Genomic DNA, 19479 nt, shown 5'->3' with positions numbered 1-19479 from the left:
TTAAGTTAATAAGTTTTAATTTTTATATTCAATTTGTCTCATAAGGGTTTTTTCTTGAATCCCTTATGAGTTTAAATGATATTTAGAATTAAAATTTTAATTATTAATATTAAATAGGGGAAATTTTTAGTAATAATCTTTGTAACCAACCAATTTTATGAGTTTCATTAATACGATTATTACTAATATATTCAATGCGTGTATCTGCAATTTGAGTTGATGCAATTAAATTATTTTTATTAATATTATGAGGATTTACTACTCCTGAAAAACGAATAAATTCTACCCCTTCATTAATAGCAACTTGTTTTTCACCAACTACTTGTAAATTACCATTTGGTAGTACTTTTTTAACAGTAACAGTCATTAATCCAGTAAATGTATTTTTAGCTGAATTACTTCCTTTTCCGTAGAAATCATTTTTTCCTAAACTATCGAATCCTGTTTTGCTATCATTAACATTAAATCCTAATATAGGATTTAATTGACCTGGCGTTATTGACATACCTAAACTAGATATACTGTTTCGACTCATATTAGAAAAAGAACTATTACTTGCGCTTATGTTTTCTTGTAATACAATAGTTATTATATCTCCAATATTATGAGATCGATGATCTTCAAACAATGGTTGATATCCATAGTTGATAGGTATATTTTCTTGGAATAAAGAACCATTTATAATTTTTGGGGAAACATCTGGTGCTATAGCTGTTGTTATTCCATTGATTAAAGGTGGATGATTTTCAATAGATGCACAACTTTGAATAGTTAATAAAGCAAGAATAGTTAAATAATATTTAATTTTATAACTAAATAACTTTACCACGGAAAAATAATCCTTAATAAAAAACTTTAGTATGTAAATTTTAAATTTATTTTTTCATATAAAGATAAATTTTTATAGTTGAGATAATTTTTGTAACATTTGATCTGAGGTATTTATAGATTTACTATTAATTTCATAAGCTCGTTGTGTTTGAATCATATTTACTAATTCCTCAGCTACATTAACATTCGATGTTTCTACATATCCTTGATATAATAATCCTGTACCATTTAAACCAGGTGTAGTTTCTATAGGAATACCAGAGGATTGAGTTTCTTCATATAAATTTTCACCTAAACTTGCTAATCCAGACTCATTAATAAATCCTGTTAAATTCAATTGTCCTATAGAAATTGGTTGTGTTTGACCTTGTATAATAACACTTATAACGCCATCTCGTGCTATATTAATGTTAGTTGAATTAGGTGGAATATTTATTTCAGGCATGACTATATATCCACTATTTGTTACTAGTTGTCCATTTTGATCTAATTGGAATGATCCATCTCTTGTATATACTGATTTTCCATTAGGTAATTTAACTTGAAAAAAACCTGATCCATTTATAGCTACATCTTTTGAAGAATCAGTTTTAGATAAATTTCCCTGACTATGAATTCTTTCTGTTGTTACTGGTCGAACTCCTGTTCCTATTTGTAATCCTGATGGAAGAATTGTATCAGCAGATGAATTTGTCCCAGCATCTCGTATTGTTTGATACATTAAATCTTCAAAAACTGCTTTAGATCGTTTAAAACCATTTGTGCTCACGTTAGCTAAATTATTAGAAATCACATTCATATTAATTTGTTGAGCATCTAGACCTGTTTTAGAAATCCATAAAGAAGGAATCATATTTTTGCTCCTTTAATTATTATTAATATTAAATAACTGATTTGCACGTTCAATATTCTGATCTTCTATAGATATCATTTTCATATTCATTTCAAATTGTCTTGCATTTGATATCATATCAACCATATTTTTAGATGCATTTACATTACTTATTTCTAGCATTTCTGGTTCGATACAAACGTCATTTTTATATGTTTGTATTATTTTGTTTTTTAAAAATTTTTTATTATTTTTTAAATAAAATAATCCATTTTTTTTTATAAAATCTTTTTTTGGAAAACGTACTAATTTTATCGACCCTATTTCTACTTCAGAAATTTTATTTGATTGATTTTTTATTACTTTAATAACACCGTTTGGTGATATTTTTATATTATCTTTATTAGATACTTTAATATCACTTTGATTACTTATAATCTTATAATTTTGAACAGTAAGTTCGCCTTTTTCGTTAATTTTTAGATGTCCATTTTTTGTATATGCTTCATCTCCATTATGATCATATATTGCTAGCCAACCATCATTTTTTATAATAAAATCTAATTTTCTTTGTGTATTAATTAGAAGTCCTGGTTCAAAATTATAATATTGTTTTATTTTAACTTTTTTTAAATTTTTATCTTTAATTATAAGATTAAATGTTTCTTTAAAACCAGTTGTGGATATATTTGATAAATTATTTGCAATTACATTTTGATTTTCTAATAGCTGAATTGCAGCTTGCATTGATTGATATATGGAATTTTCCATTACAATACCTAAAGTAATATTTTAAGTTATTTTAAATTAACTAATGTATTAATAATTTTATCTTCAGTTTTTAAAGCTTGCGCATTAGATTGATAGTTTCTCTGTGCTACAATCATATTAATTAATTCTTTATTTAAATCGACATTTGAAGATTCTAAAGTTTTTGAAATTAATACGCCAAATCCTTTGTCTCCTGCAATTCCAATATTTTCATTTCCAGATTCCTGAGTAGCTGACCAAACATTTCCACTTTCTGGTTTTAATTTTTCTGGATTAATAAATTTAGATAAAAATATCTGTCCAATTTTCTCTACTTGTTGATTTGTATATTGACCAATAATTTCACCATTATTAGAAATTTCAAAAGATTTTAAAAGACCTTTTTCATATCCATCTTGAGAAAGATGTATTGAATTGATATTATTTTTTGCTTTTTTAAGAACACATTCTATATTTAAAGTAATATTTTTCAGATCTTTTGATGTTAATTTTATATTTGAGTTCGAGATCAACATACCTTCTTTATTAAACTTTAGTGGAATTTTTTCATTTATATCTTCATTATTAGGGTTTCTTGATTTAATATTTAATTCCCAATCATTTTTATTTTGATTGATGGAAAAACTTATATTTTTAGGTTTTCCATATTTATCATAAATAAGAATATGATTATTTTCTTCATTTGGTATTTCATCATCAGAATCTGTTATACTATTGGTAGATTCAGAATTTTCAAATATATCTGCATTTAATTTTATCACATTTGTTGATTTAGGTTGAAGAATTTCAGCTTTTTTTAAGTTAATTGGTTCTAATTTAGATATATTATTTAAATTATTTTTTAAATCAAATTGATTTTGACCAGTTAAATACATGCCTTCCATATTAATAATATTTTTATCTTTATCTAAAATAAATTGCCCATTTCTTGTGTAGTAAACTTGTCCTTTTGGATTTAATATTCTAAAAAAACCATCTTGTACAATTCCTAAATCTAAATCTCTCCCAGTTTGTATTAAAACTCCATTGTTAAAATTTTGTCTTGTATTAGAAACACCAACACCTGATCTAATCAGTTGATTAGAATATAGTGAACTTGATATTATATCAAAAAATAAAACACTACTAGATTTAAATCCAATAGTAGAAGCATTTGCTATATTATTAGATACAACATCTATATTATGACTATTGGACATTAATCCATTGATTGCTTCCACTGTTGACATATTTTTTATTCCTTAGTAGTAAAATATCTTAAAATTATTTTTTATAAATAAATTTTTTTATTTTAAAATTTTACGAATTTTTGATAATGTTGTAGTCCCCATAGCGCCTAGATCTATTATAGGATCTCTACTATAAGATGTAATAATACTATGTACTTTTGCTGTGCATAAAACTTGAACAGGAACATTCATATCTTTATTTTTAGCTGTTACACTAACATTATATTTTCCAGTTAAAACTTTATTTTCATCTAAATCTAAACCATTCCATACAAAACTATATACTCCAGGTTTTGAGTTTTTCATATTTTTTACATATATAACTCTATCATTTTCGTCTAATATTTTAATTTCAACTGATGTTGCGTGACTGATTAAATCTATACCAAATTCTGTTTTTGTATCTTTAGTATGTACAATTTGTGAACTAGGTATCATAACTCGATGCCCAATTAATGAAGATATTTGTATACTTTGATTTTGATTAATTTTATTTGAAAAATTTCCTACTGTATTATTTAATTTTTCAATTCCAGTTGCTGTATTAATTTGAGCTAATTGTGATGTTAATTCAGTATTCTTGATCGGATCAGTAGGATCTTGGTTTTTAATTTGTGCTATTAAAAGACTTAAAAAATTATTTTGTAAATCTAATGGATTTTCAACATTATTTAAATTACTGATATTCTGATTAATAATATTATTATTTATAGAAGAATTAATATCAATATTACTCATTTTATATTTTATTCTCCAATTGATAATGTTTTAATAATCATATTTTTGGCAGTTTTTAATACTTCTATATTAGCCTGATAAGCTCTTGATGCAGAAATATGATTTATTGTTTCTGTAATTGGATTTACATTTGATTTTAAAATATATCCGCTTGAATTAGATAAAGGATTATTAGGTTCAAATACCATTTGCATTGGAGTTTTATCATTACTTATGAAAGCAACTTTTACACCTCCTATTCCTGTTTTATTTGAATTACATGATTTTAAAATTACTCTTTTTGCGATATATGGATAATATTTTCCATTTTTATATATTATACTTTCTGAATTAGCTAAATTTGTAGCAATAATATTTATTTTTTCTGCCTGTGCGCTCATAGCTGAACCAGAAATATCAATTATATTAAATAATGACATAATTTTATCCTTTAATTACACGTATTATATTTTTAATTTCATTTTTTATGAAGACTAAGTTTTCTTCATATTTTAAAGTATTTTTTAAAAATTCTATTCGTTCACGATTCATATCTACTGTATTTCCATTTTCTTTAATAATATTGGTGTTAACAGGTTTTACTTTCAATTGAAAAAAATTTTTTTCCTTTGGTGTTAAATGATTTTTTGAAGTTTTTTGTAAAAAAATTTTAGAAAAATGAGAATTATTTTTTTTTAATATTTTTTTAAATATATCTTTAAATTTAATATCCATAGCTTTATATTTAGGTGTTTCAGAATTAGCTATATTAGAAGATAAAACTTCTTGTCTCTTGGAGTATAAATTTAATAAATTTTGATGTAAATTAAACATTTTATTTATTTTATTAAACATATATATATCCTTTTATTATAAAAATCAATCTTGATGTATTTTAATTTTTTTTAATTATAGAAAAGTTTTTAATTTTAAAAAATTATTTTTTATATTATTAAAAAGATAAATGTTATTCAAAAAATTCATTATAAAGTATTTTCAGATTAAATATTTAATAGTTTTGAAATAATTAAAAATTAAATATATTTAAAATATTATTTAAAATTATATATTATATTTTATTGATATGAAAAAATTTTTTAATTTATTATTATTTTTTTAATTTAAGGAAAAAAATGAAGTTAATAAAAATATTTTTTATTTCATTATTATTTTTTTCTTTTAATATTTATGCTGATGATTTAATTAATCGTTTAAATAAGTTATTTAAAGAAGAATATACTCTTAATATAAATAATTTTGAAATAATACTTAGAACTCCATTAATAAAAAATAAAACTTGTAAAAATCCAAATTTTTTATTACCAGGAAATTTTAATCATTTTGGTTTATTTGATATTTTATACATTTGCGGAGAACAACATCAACATTTAAAAGTAGAGTTACAAATGAAAGGGGAATATATTGTAGCATGTAAAAAAATTCCTAGAGGTACAAAAATTAGTGATTCAGATTTAAAAGTTATTACAGGTCGGTTAGATAATTTACCAAATGGTACTTATTTACATAAAAAAGATGTTATAAATAAAGTAAATATACGTGATATTTTACCTTTTCAACCAATTACTTCTTTTATGACACATGTTTTTTGGTTAGTTAAAGCCAATGATCAAGTTACAGTGAAAATTAAAGGAAAAAATTTTGAAATTATTACTTTTGGAAAAGCTTTAAGTAATGGAGGTGCTCAAGAAAATATACGTGTTCAAATTAAAAGTGGAAAAATTATTACTGGAAAAATTAATAAAAATAGAGAAGTAATTATGGAAAGGTAACATCTATTATTTAAACTTAATATTATTTAATATTAAATTTTTAAAACAAATTTAATGATATTTTAAGGTAATAAAAAAAATGAAAGAATTAATTAATGTTTTAATAGAGATAAATGATATATTAGTTTTATTAGAAAAAATAATTGATGAAGAATATTTGAATTTATTAAAAGAAAAAAATATAAAACAACTTCTTTTAATTACAAAACAGAAAAAAAAATTATTGAATAAATTAGCTTATTTAAAAGAAAAGAAAATATGTTTTGAAAATAAATATAATATTTATCAACCTTATTTAAAGTTTTTTCATTTAAATTCTTATCATAATAAAATATTAAAAAAATGTATTATTTTAAACCAGAAAAATCTAAAAAATAAAAAAATTACAAAGAATAAATTTTATTTAAATCAAAAATTTTTAAATCTTTACAAATATTATAAAAAAGATAACATTTACAATGTTAAATAATTTTTAAATAACTAAAATTTATAAAATAGACCACTGTAATACTTTATTAGATAAAAATGGAATAATAAAATTTTTACCAATAGTGATTTTTGATGGAACTTTAAAAGGTTTTTTTACTAATGTTATAATTTCTTTATTAATTGGTAAATTATAAAAATTTGGCCCATTTTTCGAACAAAAATCTTCGAAATATTTTAATGCATTCATTTCTTCAAAAACAGAAACATAACATAATAAAGATGATGGTGCATTAAATATTCCAGCACATCCAATTGAATTAATTTTATTTTTATAAAAATGAGGGGCGCTATCACTTCCTAAAAAAAAATTTTTATTTCCATTAGATATAGCTTTTCTTAAAGCAATTTGATGCGTATTTCTTTTTAAAATTGGTAAACAATATAAATTTGGATGAATACCACCAAAAAACATATTATTTCGATTTAACATTAAATGATGAGGAGTAATAGTTCCTGCTAAATATGGTGAATTGTTTTCTTCAATATAAGATACTGATTCTTTTGTGGTAATGTGTTCTAGTATTATTTTTAATTCTGGAAATTTTTTACGTAATGGTTCTAATATATTATCAATAAATTTAGATTCTCTATCATAAATATCAATATTGGGATTATTTTCTTCTCCATGAATTAATAACGGCATTTTTATTTTTTGCATAAATTCTAATATATGAAAAATATCATTAATTTTATTAATACCAGTATTTGCATTAGTTGTTGAATTATTTAAATATAATTTTGACCCTATAAATATTTTTTTTAAAAAACCATATTTTAGTTCTTTTAAAGAAGTCTCTTTTGTCAAATAACAAATCATTAATGGCTGAAATTTTTTATTTAATTTGCATGATTGTATAATTTTTGATCTATAAGAGAGTGCTTTTTTACAATCTATAATAGGTTCTTTTAGGTTAGGCATAATTATAGCACGTTGATAAAACATTTCAGTATATGGTAAAACTTTTTTTAAAATCTTATTTTCTCTTATATGAACATGCCAATCATCAGGTTTAATAATTTTTATTTTTTTAAAATTTGACATCATTTATATATTTTATTTTTATAAATTTAATAAATATTTTATAATAATTTATAGCATATTAAATATTTTGCAAGCAAAAAAATTTTTAATATTTAATTTTTTTAAGTTAATTTAAGATGAATTTTTTAAAAACTTTTTTTTCTTTAAGTTTTACAACATTAATATCACGCATATTAGGTTTTTTAAGAGATTTAACAATTGCTCATATTTTTGGAGTATCTATTTATACCGATGCTTTTTTTATAGCTTTTAAAATACCAAATTTATTGCGTCGATTGTTTTTTGAAGGAGCTTTTTATCAAGCTTTTATTCCTATTTTAATATATTATAAATCAAATAAAAAAACAAAAAAAATACAAGATTTTATTTCGTCTATATCAGGTTTAATTTTTATTATATTATTTATTTTAATAATATTAGGTATAATATTTTCAGATTATTTAATTAAAATTAGCGCTCCGGGTTTTATTAAAATATCTGATCAATTTGAATTGTCTTGTATTTTATTAAAAATCATGTTTCCTTATCTTTTATTAGTTTCTTTATCTTCATTATATTCTTCTATTTTAAATAGTTGGAACTATTTTTCTATTCCTGCATTTTCTTCAAGTATTTTAAATTGTACTATAATTTTTTTTTCCATTTGTTTTAATGATTATTTTCAACCTTCAATTATTATATTAGCTTGGGCAGTTATTATAAGTGGTTTACTTCAATTAATATATCAGTTTCCATATTTATTAAAAATAAATATGTTAGTTTTTCCTCGTATTAATTTAAAAAATTCTGGTCTTATAAAAGTTATAAAAAAAATAGGTCCATCTCTTTTAGGATCTACTGCAAATCAAATATCTTTAATTTTAAATAGTATATTTAGTTCATTATTGAATACAGGTTCTATATCTTGGATGTATTATGCTGATAGATTAGTTGAGTTTCCGATTGGTATATTAGGAGTTTCTTTAAGTACAATTTTATTTACATCATTATCAAAAAGTTATTCTAAAAATAATATGATAGAATTTAATAAATTAATTAATTTAGGTTTTAAAATTGGATTAATTATATCTTTACCTATTTCGGTAATTTTATTTATTCTTTCTAAACCATTAATTGAAATTTTATTTAAATATGGAAAATTTACAAATTTTGATGTGTTAATGACGCAAAAAGCATTAGAATTATATTCTATTGGATTAGTTTCTTTTATTTTAATTAAAATTTTATCTTCAGCTTTTTATGCATCTCAAAAAGTAAATATTCCAATGAAAATTTCACTTTTTACTTTATTAATATTACAAATATTAAATCCATGTTTAATTTTTTATTATCAGCATGCAGGTTTAGCATTATCTTTTAGTATATCTGGATGGATAAATTTATTTCTTATCTTTTGGATACTACACCAAAAAAAAATGATTAGTTTAAATTTTAATATATTTATTTTTATTTTTCGTTTATTCATTGCTTTATCTTGTATGACATTAACCTTAATTTTTATGTTATATTTTATACCTTTACATAATATTAATTCTTTTTTTACTAAAATAGTGTCTTTATTTACAATTTTATTTACTATTGGGATAGTTTATTTAATTAGTTTGTATTTTTTAAAAATATCATTTATAAATGATATTTATAGTATTAAAAATAGTAAAAAAAATTGAAATAATTAAATCAGTAGTTGAGTACTAATCTAATTAAATTAAAATTTGTACAAAATCATTTACATAATTATATTTATATTATTTATTATAATAGTAAGGTATATTATATTTAAGACGTGAATTTTTTTAATTTATTCAACATAAATTACATGGAGTTTTAAAATGAAAAAACGAGTTTCTGCTATTCTATTTGTTATATTAAGCCTAGCAAGTAGTGTTCAAGCAAAAAATTACGAGGGATGGTATTTAGGTGCTAAAATGGGATGGTCTCATTTTAATCTTTTAGAACATAAAAAAACACTATCATTAAAATCAAAAAATAATGAAACCAAAGATTCTAAAAGTGCTGATGCACCTGTTTTAGGTTTATTTTTAGGATATGATTTTAATTCATATTTTGGCTTAGAAATTGAAAATGATACAACTGGATTTTATCCGCATTTAATGTTTCAAAAATTAAACGAAAATACACAAGCTAATAATATTCAAATTTCGACAAAATTATCATATCCTATCACAGATGATTTTCGAATATACACCCGATTAGGAGGTATGATGTTTTGGGAGAATTTAACTTCTAAAGATGATTTAAAAAATGTTTTTACTAAAAATAGTTTAATATTTCCAAGTATTTCACTAGGTGCAGAATATATCTTAAATAATCAATTTATTACAAGGTTTGACTATACATTAAAAAGTACTGTTGAAGAAATTATGAATTTATCTAAACCAAATTTAGGTGATGCAGTTTTATCTTTTGGATGGAAATTTGGAAATTTTGATAATGATGTTTTTTCATCATATTCTCCAGAAACATCTAATAAACAATATGTTGCACTAAACGAAAATATTAATTTTCCTTTTAATAGCACAGAATTAAGACCTATATTTTATGATAAATTAAAAAAAATCGATACTGAAATCAATAATATTAAATCAAAAAATATTTATATTACACTTTCAGGCCATACAGATAGAATAGGGAATAAAGAATATAATCAAAAATTATCTGAAGATCGTGCATATAGTATTAAAAATTATTTTACTTCTCACGGAATTTCTGAAGATAAAATTACAATACAAGGAATGGGTAATCAATATCCCTTAACTGATCAAATATGCAAGGGTATAGAGAGTAGATCATTATTAATTAGTTGTTTAGCACCTGATCGTCGTGTTGAAATCGAAGTAACTGCTGATCAATAAAATTTTAGATTATTTTAATAAATATTTAAAAAAATTTAATTTATATTGTTATTTTCGGAGAGAGAGAGATTCGAACTCTCGGATGATTTCTCATCGGCGGTTTTCAAGACCGCTGCCTTAAACCACTCGGCCACCTCTCCATTAGATTATATAAACATTTATCATAGTAAAACATTCTATCATTGAATGTAAAGATAATTTTTTATTTATTTAAATTTTTAAGTTTAAATATAGTTTATTAATTAAATTTTATTTGTAATTTTTGTTTTTTTTTTTTATAATAGAATTTAAAGGCGTGTTGACAGATTGGATATGTAGCGGACTGCAAATCCGTATAACCCGGTTCGATTCCGGGACACGCCTGTAAAATGCCCGGATGGTGAAATTGGTAGACACAAGGGACTTAAAATCCCTCGGCTTTAAAAGCTTTGCGGGTTCAAGTCCCGCTCCGGGTATAAAAAAATACTTATCGTAAAAAAGATTGATATACTGTATAGAAATTTGTTTTTTCGATGATATTATATTTATTAAAAGTATTTTTTAAGATAAATTTACAATTAAAAAAATTATTCACAACAAATCTTAGCTCCCCTCCTATCTTTAAATATTTTATAGAATTTGTTATAATATCTTTAATAACATAAAAATCAATTTTTAAATCATTATGAAAAGGCGGATTAGATATAATTAAATCAAATTTATTATTTATATTAGAATAGGTATTACTAAATAAAATTTTTCCCTTAAAATTATTAGTACTTAAAGTTGATTGACTAGATATTATTGCAGATATTTTATTATCTATCATAGTTAGAAAAGAATTTGGAGACTTATTTAATATACACGCAGATAAAAATCCTGAACCACAACCAATATCAAGTATTTCTCCATTAACTTGCTTATTAATACTACAAGCAAGTAATTTACTTCCTGTATCTATTTTTTTATAACCAAAAACACCAGGTAAAGTTTTAATAAATAAATTTTCCCAAGTATGTGTTTTAAAATAATTTTTTAATACAAATGTTGTATTATTTTTAATGATTCCTGAAAATAAAATAGAATGTTTTGCATTTTCTAGTTTTTTTAATATAACCCATTTTTTTAATATTTTTATTGCGTTTTTTACTCCACTAGAATTGTTTCCAACAATAAAAATTTCATCATTAATAGAAAAACAAGATAATAAGTTATATAATTGAAATTTAGCTTCTAATTTATTTTTAGGCCAATAATATATAAGAGCATTGTAATTTTTAATATTTTTTTTAGAAACGATTAAATTTTCATATAAGTAAATTTTTTTATAGTTTTTTATGACTTCATGAAAAAAAATATTTTTTACAGTAATATGAATTCCTGTTTTTATACTTGGTAAGTATACTGGCAAATGATCTTGTATATTTCCTGAAAAAAAAATTTTTTTATATTTAAAAATTTTTTTATAACGTAGTATTAATTGACTATTTTGAGAAAACAACAAAATTTTAATTTTCCTTATAATTAATATAAAAAAATATATAATAATTTTATATATTTAAATATCAAGGTTTTGAATATTATAAAAAATAGAAATTGTTATAAAATAATATTTATATTATAATTTTAATTAAATTTAATGTTTAATTTTAAATAAAACACAATATGTACACTTAAAATGCATATAAACATATTATTGAGCTATATATATGCAAAAAAAGCCTATTGAAATAAAAGGTAGTAATTTTACATTATTAGTATTATACCTAAAAGATAATAATATAGATTTAATTAATAAGTCATTATATAAAAAAATTAAAGAATATCCTCAATTTTTTAAAAATGCACCTATTATTCTTAATGTGTCAAATTTATTATTAGATCAAATGAATTGGAGTAAAATAAAAGATGTTGTAATTTCACATGGTTTTTTTATTGTTGGAGTAACTGGTTGTAAAGATGAATATATTAAAAAAATAGTTATTAATTCTGGTTTACCTATTTTACTAGAAGGAAAAAAAATAGAAAATCTTAAAAAAGATATAAATGAAAATATTAGTACTTTTTATAAAGTACATAATTTTAAAAATATTAAAGTTAATAAAAAAATAAAAAAAATAGAAAAAACTCATATTATTAATAAACCTGTTCGCTCAGGTCAAAAAATATATGCTAAATATTCTGATTTAATAGTAATAAATAATGTAAGTGCTGGAGCAGAATTAGTTGCTGATGGGAATATTCATATTTATGGATCTTTACGTGGTCGAGTACTTGCAGGTGCTAACGGTGATATTAAAAGTAATATATTTTGTACAGCTTTATTTGCTGAATTATTATCAATATCTGGTAAATATTGGTTATCAGATCAAATACCATTAGAATTTATTGGAAAATCAGCTCAAATTTATTTAAATAATAAAGTTTTAACTATAAATTCTCTTAATTAAGTGTATTTTTAGGAACTTTTTATATGACACGGATTATTGTAGTTACTTCAGGGAAGGGGGGGGTAGGTAAAACTACTTCAAGCGCTGCTATTGCAACTGGTTTAGCAAGAAAAGGAAAAAAAACTGTTGTTATAGATTTTGATATAGGCTTAAGAAATTTAGATTTAATTATGGGCTGTGAACGCAGAGTAGTATATGATTTTGTTAATGTTATTCAAGGTGAAGCTAAAATTAATCAAGCTTTAATTAAAGATAAACAAACAAAAAATTTGTTTATTTTACCAGCATCTCAAACTCGAGATAAAGATGCTCTTACATATTCAGGTGTAGAAAAAGTTTTAAATGAACTAATAAAAATGAGTTTTGATTTTATTATTTGTGATTCACCCGCTGGAATTGAAAAAGGAGCTATTTTATCTATATATTTTGCAGATGAAGCAATTATTACTACAAATCCAGAAGTTTCTTCAGTCCGAGATTCTGATCGAATATTAGGAATTATATCATCAAAATCAAAAAGATCGGAACAGAATAATACACCTATAAAAGAATATCTTTTATTAACACGTTATAATCCAACACGTGTTAAATATGGTGAAATGTTAAGCATGAATGATGTTTTAGATATACTTCGTATTCCAATTATTGGTGTAATTCCTGAAGATACTTCTGTATTACGCGCATCGAATCAAGGGGAATCTGTAATTTTAGATAACACATCCAATGCAGGACATGCTTATTTTGATACAGTAAATAGATTATTAGGTGAAAATCATAAATTTCGTTTTATTGAAGAAGAAAAAAAGGGATTTTTACGACGTTTATTCGGGAGATAGACATGGCTTTATTAGATTTTTTTTTATCCCGGAACAAAAATACTGCTAATGTAGCTAAAAAAAGATTACAAATTATTGTTGCAGAACAAAGAAAGTTTAAAAATGCACCAGATTATTTTCCACAATTACAACGTGAAATACTTTCTGTAATTTGTAAATATGTAAATATTGATCCTAATATGGTTACAATACAACTAGAGCAAAAAAATGAAGAAATTTCCATATTAGAACTAAATATTGTTTTACCAGATTAACTATTATAAATAATTATATAGAAATGAAAAATCATTAATTAAATTTAATTTATATAAAATAATATCATCAATACTGAAGTATTTTTAGTATTTCAGTATTGACATTTTTTAATATTTAAAATATATCATTTAAATACTCAGAATTAACTTGTGTTGCATATAAAAAGTTATTATGTTTGATATTAAATAAAGCCAATGGAATTATATCTTTTGCATTAGGAAATATAGTTTTTGCTTTTTTTGTTTTTAAAAAATTTAAAGATTTTTTTTTATTCCATTCACTATTAACTATAATCCAATCTTCTTTAAAAAGGTGTATTTTTTTATTAATTTCATTTATATTTATTAAAGATTCTGTTTTTTCCCCAGACCATAATAATTTATTATTTTTAATATATTCAGCCCAATATACTTTATTTAAACCAGCATAAATTATAATTAGTATTTTTTTTTTTATATTTTCTCCATACTTTTTGTGCTATAATAGAAAAAGTTGAAATTCCTAAAATAGGAATTTTTAAAGTTAAAGATAAACTTTGAGCAATTCCTGTAGCAATTCTTAATCCAGTAAAATAACCAGGTCCTTTTGAAAAAGTTACATATTCAATTTCTTTTAATTTTGTATTAGATAAAATTAATATTTTCTTAATCATTGGTAATATTTTAATAGTATGTTTTTCTTTAGATTTATTTAGTAATGAATATATTTTTTTATTTTTATATATAGCAATTGAACAATAATTTATTGAAGCATCAATTGCTAAAATTATATTAGACATAATTTTTTCTCAATATTTAAATTAAATTTATTTTTATAATAAATATATTTTTAGAAAAATATATTTTTAATTTATATTTGAATTCTTAATAATTCTAACTAAATCAATACGATATTCTGTTGCTTTTACTATATAAAATGAAAAAGAATTAATATTAATTGTTTCACCTTGAGTAGGTAATTGACCATTTTGTGCTATTAATAATCCTCCTAAAGAAGCACAATCATCTTCTTTAATTAATTCCTTTGTATTAAGTAATTGTTGTAATGAATGTAAATCTGTTTCACCTTTAACTAACCAACTATTTTGTTCTTTAATGATATTAGGTGTTTCATCTGCATCAGGAAATTCCCCAGCTATAGCTTCTAAAACATCTAATGGCGTGATTAAACCTTGAACAACACCAAATTCATTACTTACAATTACAAAACTACCTTGGGCTCGACGGAGAACACCTAATAAATTAATAGGATCAAGAGTATCTGGTATAATAATAGGTGGTATTTGAGAAGAAAATTGATATACATCTTGATTTTTTTCGATAGCAACTAAAAGTTCTTTAGCTCTTACAATACCAATAATTTCATCTAGTTCACCTTTACAAACTGGAAATAAACTATGCGGTGTATCTAATAATTGTTTTCTAATTTCATTGATATTATTTTCTGTATTAACCCAAGATATATTACTTCTAGGAGTCATAATACTTTTAATTGATCGACCTGCCAATGTTAAAACTCCATTAATCATATATTTTTCTTCATCTTTAAACATTTCTGTTTCTACTGATGGTACAATTGATACCTTTTGAGTATTATTTATTTTAGTTTTTTTTATATTAATATTTTTATTTTTTTCTCTTATCATTAAACGCAAAATTGCTTCTGCAGCTCTCTGTCGCATAGGTTTTCGAGATTGATTTTTCATAAAATTATGACGAGCTATTTGATTAAAGATCTCAATTAAAATAGAAAAACCTATTGCAGCATATAAATATCCTTTTGGAATATAAAATTTTAATGATTCTGCAACTAAATTAAAACCTATCATTAATAAAAAACTTAGGCATAAAACTACAACAGTTTGATGTAAATTAATAAAATTGGTTAATGCTTTTGATGCTAATAACATAATTATTGCAGCTAATATTACTGCAATCATCATAATTAACAGTTGATTCACCATACCTACAGCTGTAATAATTGCATCTAATGAAAAAACTGCATCTAATATAACAATCTGGATAACTACTGCCCAAAAACTAGCATAGTTTTTGTTTTCTGTATTTTCATGATCTTCATCATTTTCTAATCTTTCATGTAGTTCAATTGTAGCTTTAAATAATAAAAATAAACCGCCAATTAATAAAATTAAATCACGAATTGATAAATCAAAAAATTTACTACTAAAAATTGGAGTAGTTAAAGTTACAACCCAGGAAATTAATGATAATAATGCTAATCGCATAATTAATGCTAAACTTAAACCAATTATACGTGCTTTATCTCTTTGTTCAGGAGGTAATTTTTCTGATAAAATTGCTACAAATATTAAATTATCAATCCCTAGCACTACTTCTAAAACTACAAGTGTTAATAAGCCGGCCCAAATTGACGGTTCTAAAAAAAAATCCATCAGAAAAACTCCGTAAAAAAAAATAGGACAGCGTAGTATTTAATTTATCTACAATATAGTATAATTAATATTATATATTTTATTTAAAAATCTTGTTTTATTTTTTTTAAGAAGATTAAAAATAATCTAGATATATATTCGAATGAATAGATTAAAAGAATTTATTTATATTTAATATATTAAAAATATTAGAATTTAATTTAAATTTTTTAATATTTTTTATTTTTTAAATAAAAAATTTTCTGTAACTTTTAAAATATATAAATATATTTTTTATTTTTTCTCTTAATAGATATTTTTTCTACTAAGAGAAATTTTTATATTATTTTTAATTTTTACATATATTTTTTATTATTTAAAGCTTGTATTCTTTTATCTAAAGAGGGATGAGATGCAAATAATTCGATAATTTTATTAGATCTTCCATGAATGCAAAATGTCATAATACTATCAGGTTCTTGTGGTTTAGAGCTTAATTTTAATCGATTTAACGCAGCAATCATTTTTTTATTACCTACTAATTTTGCAGAACTAGCATCAGCATAAAATTCTCGATGTCTAGAAAACCACATAGTTATAATACTTGCCAGAACTCCAAAAATTATTTCTAAAAATGTAGAAATTATAAAATAAGTAAATGAATTTTTTTCATTTTCATTATTTTCTTCTCGATTATTTAATAAAAGATTATTTAATATTTGTGAAACAATACGAGATATAAATATAACAAATGTATTTACAACACCTTGTATTAAACTCATTGTAATCATATCACCATTAGAAATATGACTAATTTCATGAGCCAAAACTGCTTCTGCTTCATCTTTAGTCATATTCTCTAATAATCCTGTAGATACTGCAACTAATGCTGAATTACGCCTGCAACCTGTTGCAAAAGCATTAATATCAGCAGAATCATATATGGCAATTTGAGGTGTTTTTATACCTTTTTTAAAAGCTTGTTGTTTAATAGTTGATATTAACCAATTTTCTATATCATTATTAGGGAAATTAATAATCCTACCATTAACAGAACGTAATGCAATCCATTTTGATATAAGCAGTGAAACAAGAGATCCACTAAAGCCAAATAAACTAGAAATAATTAAAATACCATAAATACTATCCGAATTAATTCCTGTTAATGTTAAAATTAAAGCAAATGTTGATGTAACTGCTAAATTAGTTAATAAGAAAAGAATGATACGTATCATAAGATATTATCTTCCTCAATGAAAAAATAATATATTAAATAATATAAATAAAAGTATTAATTTTAGATGAAAATTATTTTAACTTAACATGATTATCTTTATGAAGTCAATACAGATCAAGTATTTATAATTAGTTTAAATCAAATTTATTCCAATATCTTCCGTCTTGAATAAGCATTTGATCTGATATTTTTGGTCCTGATGTCCCTGGTTTATATAATTGAAGTGTATTTTTTTTTGTTATTTTCCAAGCATTAATAATTGGATCTATCCATTTCCATGCTGTTTCTATTTCTTCACGAGATACAAATAAAGATTGCACTCCTTTCATACTTTCTAATAAAAGCCTTTCATAAGCATCAATTTTATTTTCATTATTTTTATTAAAATAATTTGATTTAATTCTATTATCTTCTAATTGATATATTTCATATAATCCTGGTAATTTTTTTAATAAATCTATTTTTATATTTTCATTTGGTTCTAATTGTAAAATTAATTTATTCAAAGGTAAGTTTTTATTATATTTTGAAAATAAATTTACAGGTGTTTTTTTAAAAAAAATTACTATTTCTGAATATTTATGTGCTAATCTTTTTCCTGTTCTTAAATAAAAAGGAACACCATGCCATTTTTTATTTTCAATTTCTACTTTAATAGATACAAATGTTTCAGTTTCGCTTGTTTTATTTGTATTGTTTTCCTCTAAATACGAAGGAATTTTTCTACCATTAATATTTCCAGATGTATATTGTCCTCGAACAGTTTTAGTATTTATATTATTTATGTCAATAGTTTTAAGATTTTTTAATATTTTAATTTTTTCATTTTGAATACTTTTTGGTTGAATATTTTTTGGAGGATCCATAGCAATAATTGTTAATATTTGTAACAGATGGTTTTGTACCATATCCCTTGTTTGTCCTATTTGATTGAAATAATTCCATCTACCTTCAATACCTACTTCTTCAGATACAGTAATTTGAACATGATCAATAATTTTGTAATTCCAATTATGAAAAAATAATGAATTTGAAAAACGCAATGATAATATATTTAATATTGATTCTTTTCCTAAATAATGATCAATTCTAAAAATTTGTGATTCTAAAAAATATTTAGACATTTGATTATTAATTTTTTCACATGTATAAAAACATGTACCTATTGGTTTTTCTATTATTATTCTTGATGGTAATATATTTAAATTTATTTTTCCTAATCCTTTGAAAATAGCATTAAAATTATTAGGAGGTACAGCACAATAGTAAATATTTATATTTTTTGTTTGATCTAGAATTTTTTTTAATTCAATAAAGCATAATTCTTCATTTACATCTATATTGATAAAATGTAAACGAACACTTAATTGTTTCCAAATATTTTCATTAAAATTTTCATTTAAAAATTCTTTAATAGATTTTTTTACTATTTTTTTATATTCTTCTTTATTCCAATTAGCTCTAGCAGCTCCAATTATACGCGTATTAGGATGTATTTTTTTAAATTTTTCTAGTTTATATAATGCAGGTAGTAATTTTCTTCTAGATAAGTCACCTTTTGTTCCAAAAATAACTAAATCGCAAGATTGAGTAGTTTCTTTAAACATAAAATTTCTCTTTTTTATAATATAAAATTTTTTAATATTTTAAAAATATAAATAAATTTAAATAAAATTATTTGTTAGAATAAATATTGTTTAAGATTTTTTATTTAATATAGGGTATTATTAAATATAATTATTTTTATCAATGTTAC

Annotated in this window: 20 protein-coding genes and 3 tRNA genes; 9 read left to right on the top strand and 14 right to left on the bottom strand. The window is 22.2% G+C overall.

Annotation, left to right across the window (positions count from 1 at the left end; genetic code table 11):
* Positions 1-109: 109 nt before the first annotated feature.
* The 7 genes from AB4W67_RS01665 to flgB all read right to left on the bottom strand — a co-directional run bounded on the left by AB4W67_RS01665 (position 110) and on the right by flgB (position 5235).
* On the bottom strand, positions 110-829 hold the full coding sequence (locus AB4W67_RS01665) for a flagellar basal body L-ring protein FlgH (RefSeq protein WP_367682318.1): 720 nt from the start codon (positions 827-829) through the stop codon (positions 110-112).
* 72 nt (positions 830-901) lie between these two features.
* Positions 902-1684 carry a flagellar basal-body rod protein FlgG gene (gene flgG / locus AB4W67_RS01660; RefSeq protein ID WP_367682317.1) on the bottom strand — a complete coding sequence of 261 codons (783 nt, stop codon included), beginning with the start codon at positions 1682-1684 and terminating at the stop codon, positions 902-904.
* A gap of 12 nt (positions 1685-1696) precedes the next feature.
* Positions 1697-2434, bottom strand: coding sequence for a flagellar basal-body rod protein FlgF (flgF, locus tag AB4W67_RS01655; RefSeq protein ID WP_367682316.1), 738 nt, complete (start codon positions 2432-2434; stop codon positions 1697-1699).
* Between the two features lie 26 nt (positions 2435-2460).
* Positions 2461-3663, bottom strand: a complete 1203-nt coding sequence (locus AB4W67_RS01650; RefSeq protein ID WP_367682315.1) for a flagellar hook protein FlgE — start codon at positions 3661-3663, stop codon at positions 2461-2463.
* A gap of 57 nt (positions 3664-3720) precedes the next feature.
* Positions 3721-4401 (bottom strand): flagellar hook assembly protein FlgD, encoded by a 681-nt coding sequence (locus tag AB4W67_RS01645; RefSeq protein ID WP_367682314.1) that lies wholly within the window; start codon positions 4399-4401, stop codon positions 3721-3723.
* Positions 4402-4409: 8 nt separating this feature from the next.
* Positions 4410-4820, bottom strand: a complete 411-nt coding sequence (flgC, locus tag AB4W67_RS01640; RefSeq protein WP_367682313.1) for a flagellar basal body rod protein FlgC — start codon at positions 4818-4820, stop codon at positions 4410-4412.
* A gap of 4 nt (positions 4821-4824) precedes the next feature.
* Entirely contained in the window at positions 4825-5235 is a 411-nt protein-coding gene (gene flgB / locus AB4W67_RS01635) for a flagellar basal body rod protein FlgB (protein ID WP_367682312.1), read from the bottom strand.
* A 278-nt stretch (positions 5236-5513) separates the two neighbouring features.
* On the opposite strand from flgB, the gene flgA reads away from it, so the two are divergent.
* The gene (flgA, locus tag AB4W67_RS01630) at positions 5514-6170 is read left to right on the top strand and encodes a flagellar basal body P-ring formation chaperone FlgA (RefSeq protein ID WP_367682311.1); all 657 of its coding nucleotides are present in this window, start codon (positions 5514-5516) and stop codon (positions 6168-6170) included.
* A gap of 79 nt (positions 6171-6249) precedes the next feature.
* The gene (locus AB4W67_RS01625; RefSeq protein WP_367682310.1) at positions 6250-6639 is read left to right on the top strand and encodes a flagellar biosynthesis protein FlgN; all 390 of its coding nucleotides are present in this window, start codon (positions 6250-6252) and stop codon (positions 6637-6639) included.
* A gap of 18 nt (positions 6640-6657) precedes the next feature.
* Here AB4W67_RS01625 and pyrC read toward each other — a convergent pair whose 3' ends face one another.
* Positions 6658-7704 carry a dihydroorotase gene (gene pyrC / locus AB4W67_RS01620; protein WP_367682309.1) on the bottom strand — a complete coding sequence of 349 codons (1047 nt, stop codon included), beginning with the start codon at positions 7702-7704 and terminating at the stop codon, positions 6658-6660.
* 113 nt (positions 7705-7817) lie between these two features.
* Between pyrC and murJ the strand changes: the two genes are divergently transcribed.
* Both murJ and AB4W67_RS01610 read left to right on the top strand, forming a co-directional pair.
* On the top strand, positions 7818-9368 hold the full coding sequence (gene murJ, locus AB4W67_RS01615; RefSeq protein WP_367682308.1) for a murein biosynthesis integral membrane protein MurJ: 1551 nt from the start codon (positions 7818-7820) through the stop codon (positions 9366-9368).
* A 162-nt stretch (positions 9369-9530) separates the two neighbouring features.
* On the top strand, positions 9531-10574 hold the full coding sequence (locus AB4W67_RS01610) for an OmpA family protein (RefSeq protein WP_367682307.1): 1044 nt from the start codon (positions 9531-9533) through the stop codon (positions 10572-10574).
* A 55-nt stretch (positions 10575-10629) separates the two neighbouring features.
* Here the strand turns inward: AB4W67_RS01610 and AB4W67_RS01605 are convergent.
* Positions 10630-10714: transfer RNA gene (locus AB4W67_RS01605), tRNA-Ser, on the bottom strand.
* A 152-nt stretch (positions 10715-10866) separates the two neighbouring features.
* On the opposite strand from AB4W67_RS01605, the gene AB4W67_RS01600 reads away from it, so the two are divergent.
* Together AB4W67_RS01600 and AB4W67_RS01595 are read left to right on the top strand one after the other, a co-directional pair.
* Positions 10867-10937 (top strand) — tRNA-Cys (locus tag AB4W67_RS01600).
* 7 nt (positions 10938-10944) lie between these two features.
* Positions 10945-11029: transfer RNA gene (locus AB4W67_RS01595), tRNA-Leu, on the top strand.
* Between the two features lie 11 nt (positions 11030-11040).
* Here the strand turns inward: AB4W67_RS01595 and rsmC are convergent.
* Entirely contained in the window at positions 11041-12057 is a 1017-nt protein-coding gene (gene rsmC / locus AB4W67_RS01590) for a 16S rRNA (guanine(1207)-N(2))-methyltransferase RsmC (protein ID WP_367682306.1), read from the bottom strand.
* A 205-nt stretch (positions 12058-12262) separates the two neighbouring features.
* Here rsmC and minC point away from each other — a divergent pair, with 205 nt between their 5' ends.
* From minC to minE, 3 genes are read left to right on the top strand one after another with little or no spacing between them, the layout of a single operon-like run.
* Complete coding sequence (minC, locus tag AB4W67_RS01585) at positions 12263-13003, top strand: septum site-determining protein MinC (RefSeq protein ID WP_367682305.1); 741 nt, start codon at positions 12263-12265, stop codon at positions 13001-13003.
* A gap of 23 nt (positions 13004-13026) precedes the next feature.
* Positions 13027-13839: a septum site-determining protein MinD gene (gene minD / locus AB4W67_RS01580; RefSeq protein ID WP_367682304.1), complete on the top strand. Its 813-nt coding sequence runs from the start codon at positions 13027-13029 to the stop codon at positions 13837-13839.
* Positions 13840-13841: 2 nt separating this feature from the next.
* Entirely contained in the window at positions 13842-14093 is a 252-nt protein-coding gene (minE, locus tag AB4W67_RS01575) for a cell division topological specificity factor MinE (protein ID WP_367682303.1), read from the top strand.
* Between the two features lie 413 nt (positions 14094-14506).
* Here the strand turns inward: minE and tsaB are convergent, their stop codons facing one another.
* The 4 genes from tsaB to zwf all read right to left on the bottom strand — a co-directional run bounded on the left by tsaB (position 14507) and on the right by zwf (position 19330).
* On the bottom strand, positions 14507-14872 hold the full coding sequence (gene tsaB, locus AB4W67_RS01570) for a tRNA (adenosine(37)-N6)-threonylcarbamoyltransferase complex dimerization subunit type 1 TsaB (RefSeq protein ID WP_367682302.1): 366 nt from the start codon (positions 14870-14872) through the stop codon (positions 14507-14509).
* 66 nt (positions 14873-14938) lie between these two features.
* Positions 14939-16507 (bottom strand): TerC family protein, encoded by a 1569-nt coding sequence (locus AB4W67_RS01565; RefSeq protein WP_367682301.1) that lies wholly within the window; start codon positions 16505-16507, stop codon positions 14939-14941.
* Positions 16508-16842: 335 nt separating this feature from the next.
* On the bottom strand, positions 16843-17721 hold the full coding sequence (gene htpX / locus AB4W67_RS01560) for a protease HtpX (protein ID WP_367682300.1): 879 nt from the start codon (positions 17719-17721) through the stop codon (positions 16843-16845).
* Between the two features lie 130 nt (positions 17722-17851).
* Complete coding sequence (zwf, locus tag AB4W67_RS01555) at positions 17852-19330, bottom strand: glucose-6-phosphate dehydrogenase (protein ID WP_367682299.1); 1479 nt, start codon at positions 19328-19330, stop codon at positions 17852-17854.
* Positions 19331-19479 lie beyond the last annotated feature (149 nt).

This window comes from Buchnera aphidicola (Protaphis terricola) (assembly GCF_964059145.1).
Classification (GTDB): Bacteria; Pseudomonadota; Gammaproteobacteria; order Enterobacterales; family Enterobacteriaceae; genus Buchnera; species Buchnera aphidicola_BP.
This window is presented reverse-complemented; position numbering and strand designations above follow the sequence as displayed.

Bases quoted from the DNA above. Each gene is read 5' to 3' on its own strand.
- AB4W67_RS01565 (WP_367682301.1), bottom strand. From the start codon at position 16,507: ATGGATTTTTTTTTAGAACCGTCAATTTGGGCCGGCTTATTAACACTT.
- murJ (WP_367682308.1), top strand. From the start codon at position 7,818: ATGAATTTTTTAAAAACTTTTTTTTCTTTAAGTTTTACAACATTAATA.
- AB4W67_RS01645 (WP_367682314.1), bottom strand. From the start codon at position 4,401: ATGAGTAATATTGATATTAATTCTTCTATAAATAATAATATTATTAAT.
- flgC (WP_367682313.1), bottom strand. From the start codon at position 4,820: ATGTCATTATTTAATATAATTGATATTTCTGGTTCAGCTATGAGCGCA.
- flgA (WP_367682311.1), top strand. From the start codon at position 5,514: ATGAAGTTAATAAAAATATTTTTTATTTCATTATTATTTTTTTCTTTT.
- flgB (WP_367682312.1), bottom strand. From the start codon at position 5,235: ATGTTTAATAAAATAAATAAAATGTTTAATTTACATCAAAATTTATTA.
- AB4W67_RS01625 (WP_367682310.1), top strand. From the start codon at position 6,250: ATGAAAGAATTAATTAATGTTTTAATAGAGATAAATGATATATTAGTT.
- htpX (WP_367682300.1), bottom strand. From the start codon at position 17,721: ATGATACGTATCATTCTTTTCTTATTAACTAATTTAGCAGTTACATCA.
- minC (WP_367682305.1), top strand. From the start codon at position 12,263: ATGCAAAAAAAGCCTATTGAAATAAAAGGTAGTAATTTTACATTATTA.
- pyrC (WP_367682309.1), bottom strand. From the start codon at position 7,704: ATGATGTCAAATTTTAAAAAAATAAAAATTATTAAACCTGATGATTGG.
- AB4W67_RS01650 (WP_367682315.1), bottom strand. From the start codon at position 3,663: ATGTCAACAGTGGAAGCAATCAATGGATTAATGTCCAATAGTCATAAT.
- minD (WP_367682304.1), top strand. From the start codon at position 13,027: ATGACACGGATTATTGTAGTTACTTCAGGGAAGGGGGGGGTAGGTAAA.
- AB4W67_RS01610 (WP_367682307.1), top strand. From the start codon at position 9,531: ATGAAAAAACGAGTTTCTGCTATTCTATTTGTTATATTAAGCCTAGCA.
- minE (WP_367682303.1), top strand. From the start codon at position 13,842: ATGGCTTTATTAGATTTTTTTTTATCCCGGAACAAAAATACTGCTAAT.
- zwf (WP_367682299.1), bottom strand. From the start codon at position 19,330: ATGTTTAAAGAAACTACTCAATCTTGCGATTTAGTTATTTTTGGAACA.
- flgG (WP_367682317.1), bottom strand. From the start codon at position 1,684: ATGATTCCTTCTTTATGGATTTCTAAAACAGGTCTAGATGCTCAACAA.
- flgF (WP_367682316.1), bottom strand. From the start codon at position 2,434: ATGGAAAATTCCATATATCAATCAATGCAAGCTGCAATTCAGCTATTA.
- tsaB (WP_367682302.1), bottom strand. From the start codon at position 14,872: ATGTCTAATATAATTTTAGCAATTGATGCTTCAATAAATTATTGTTCA.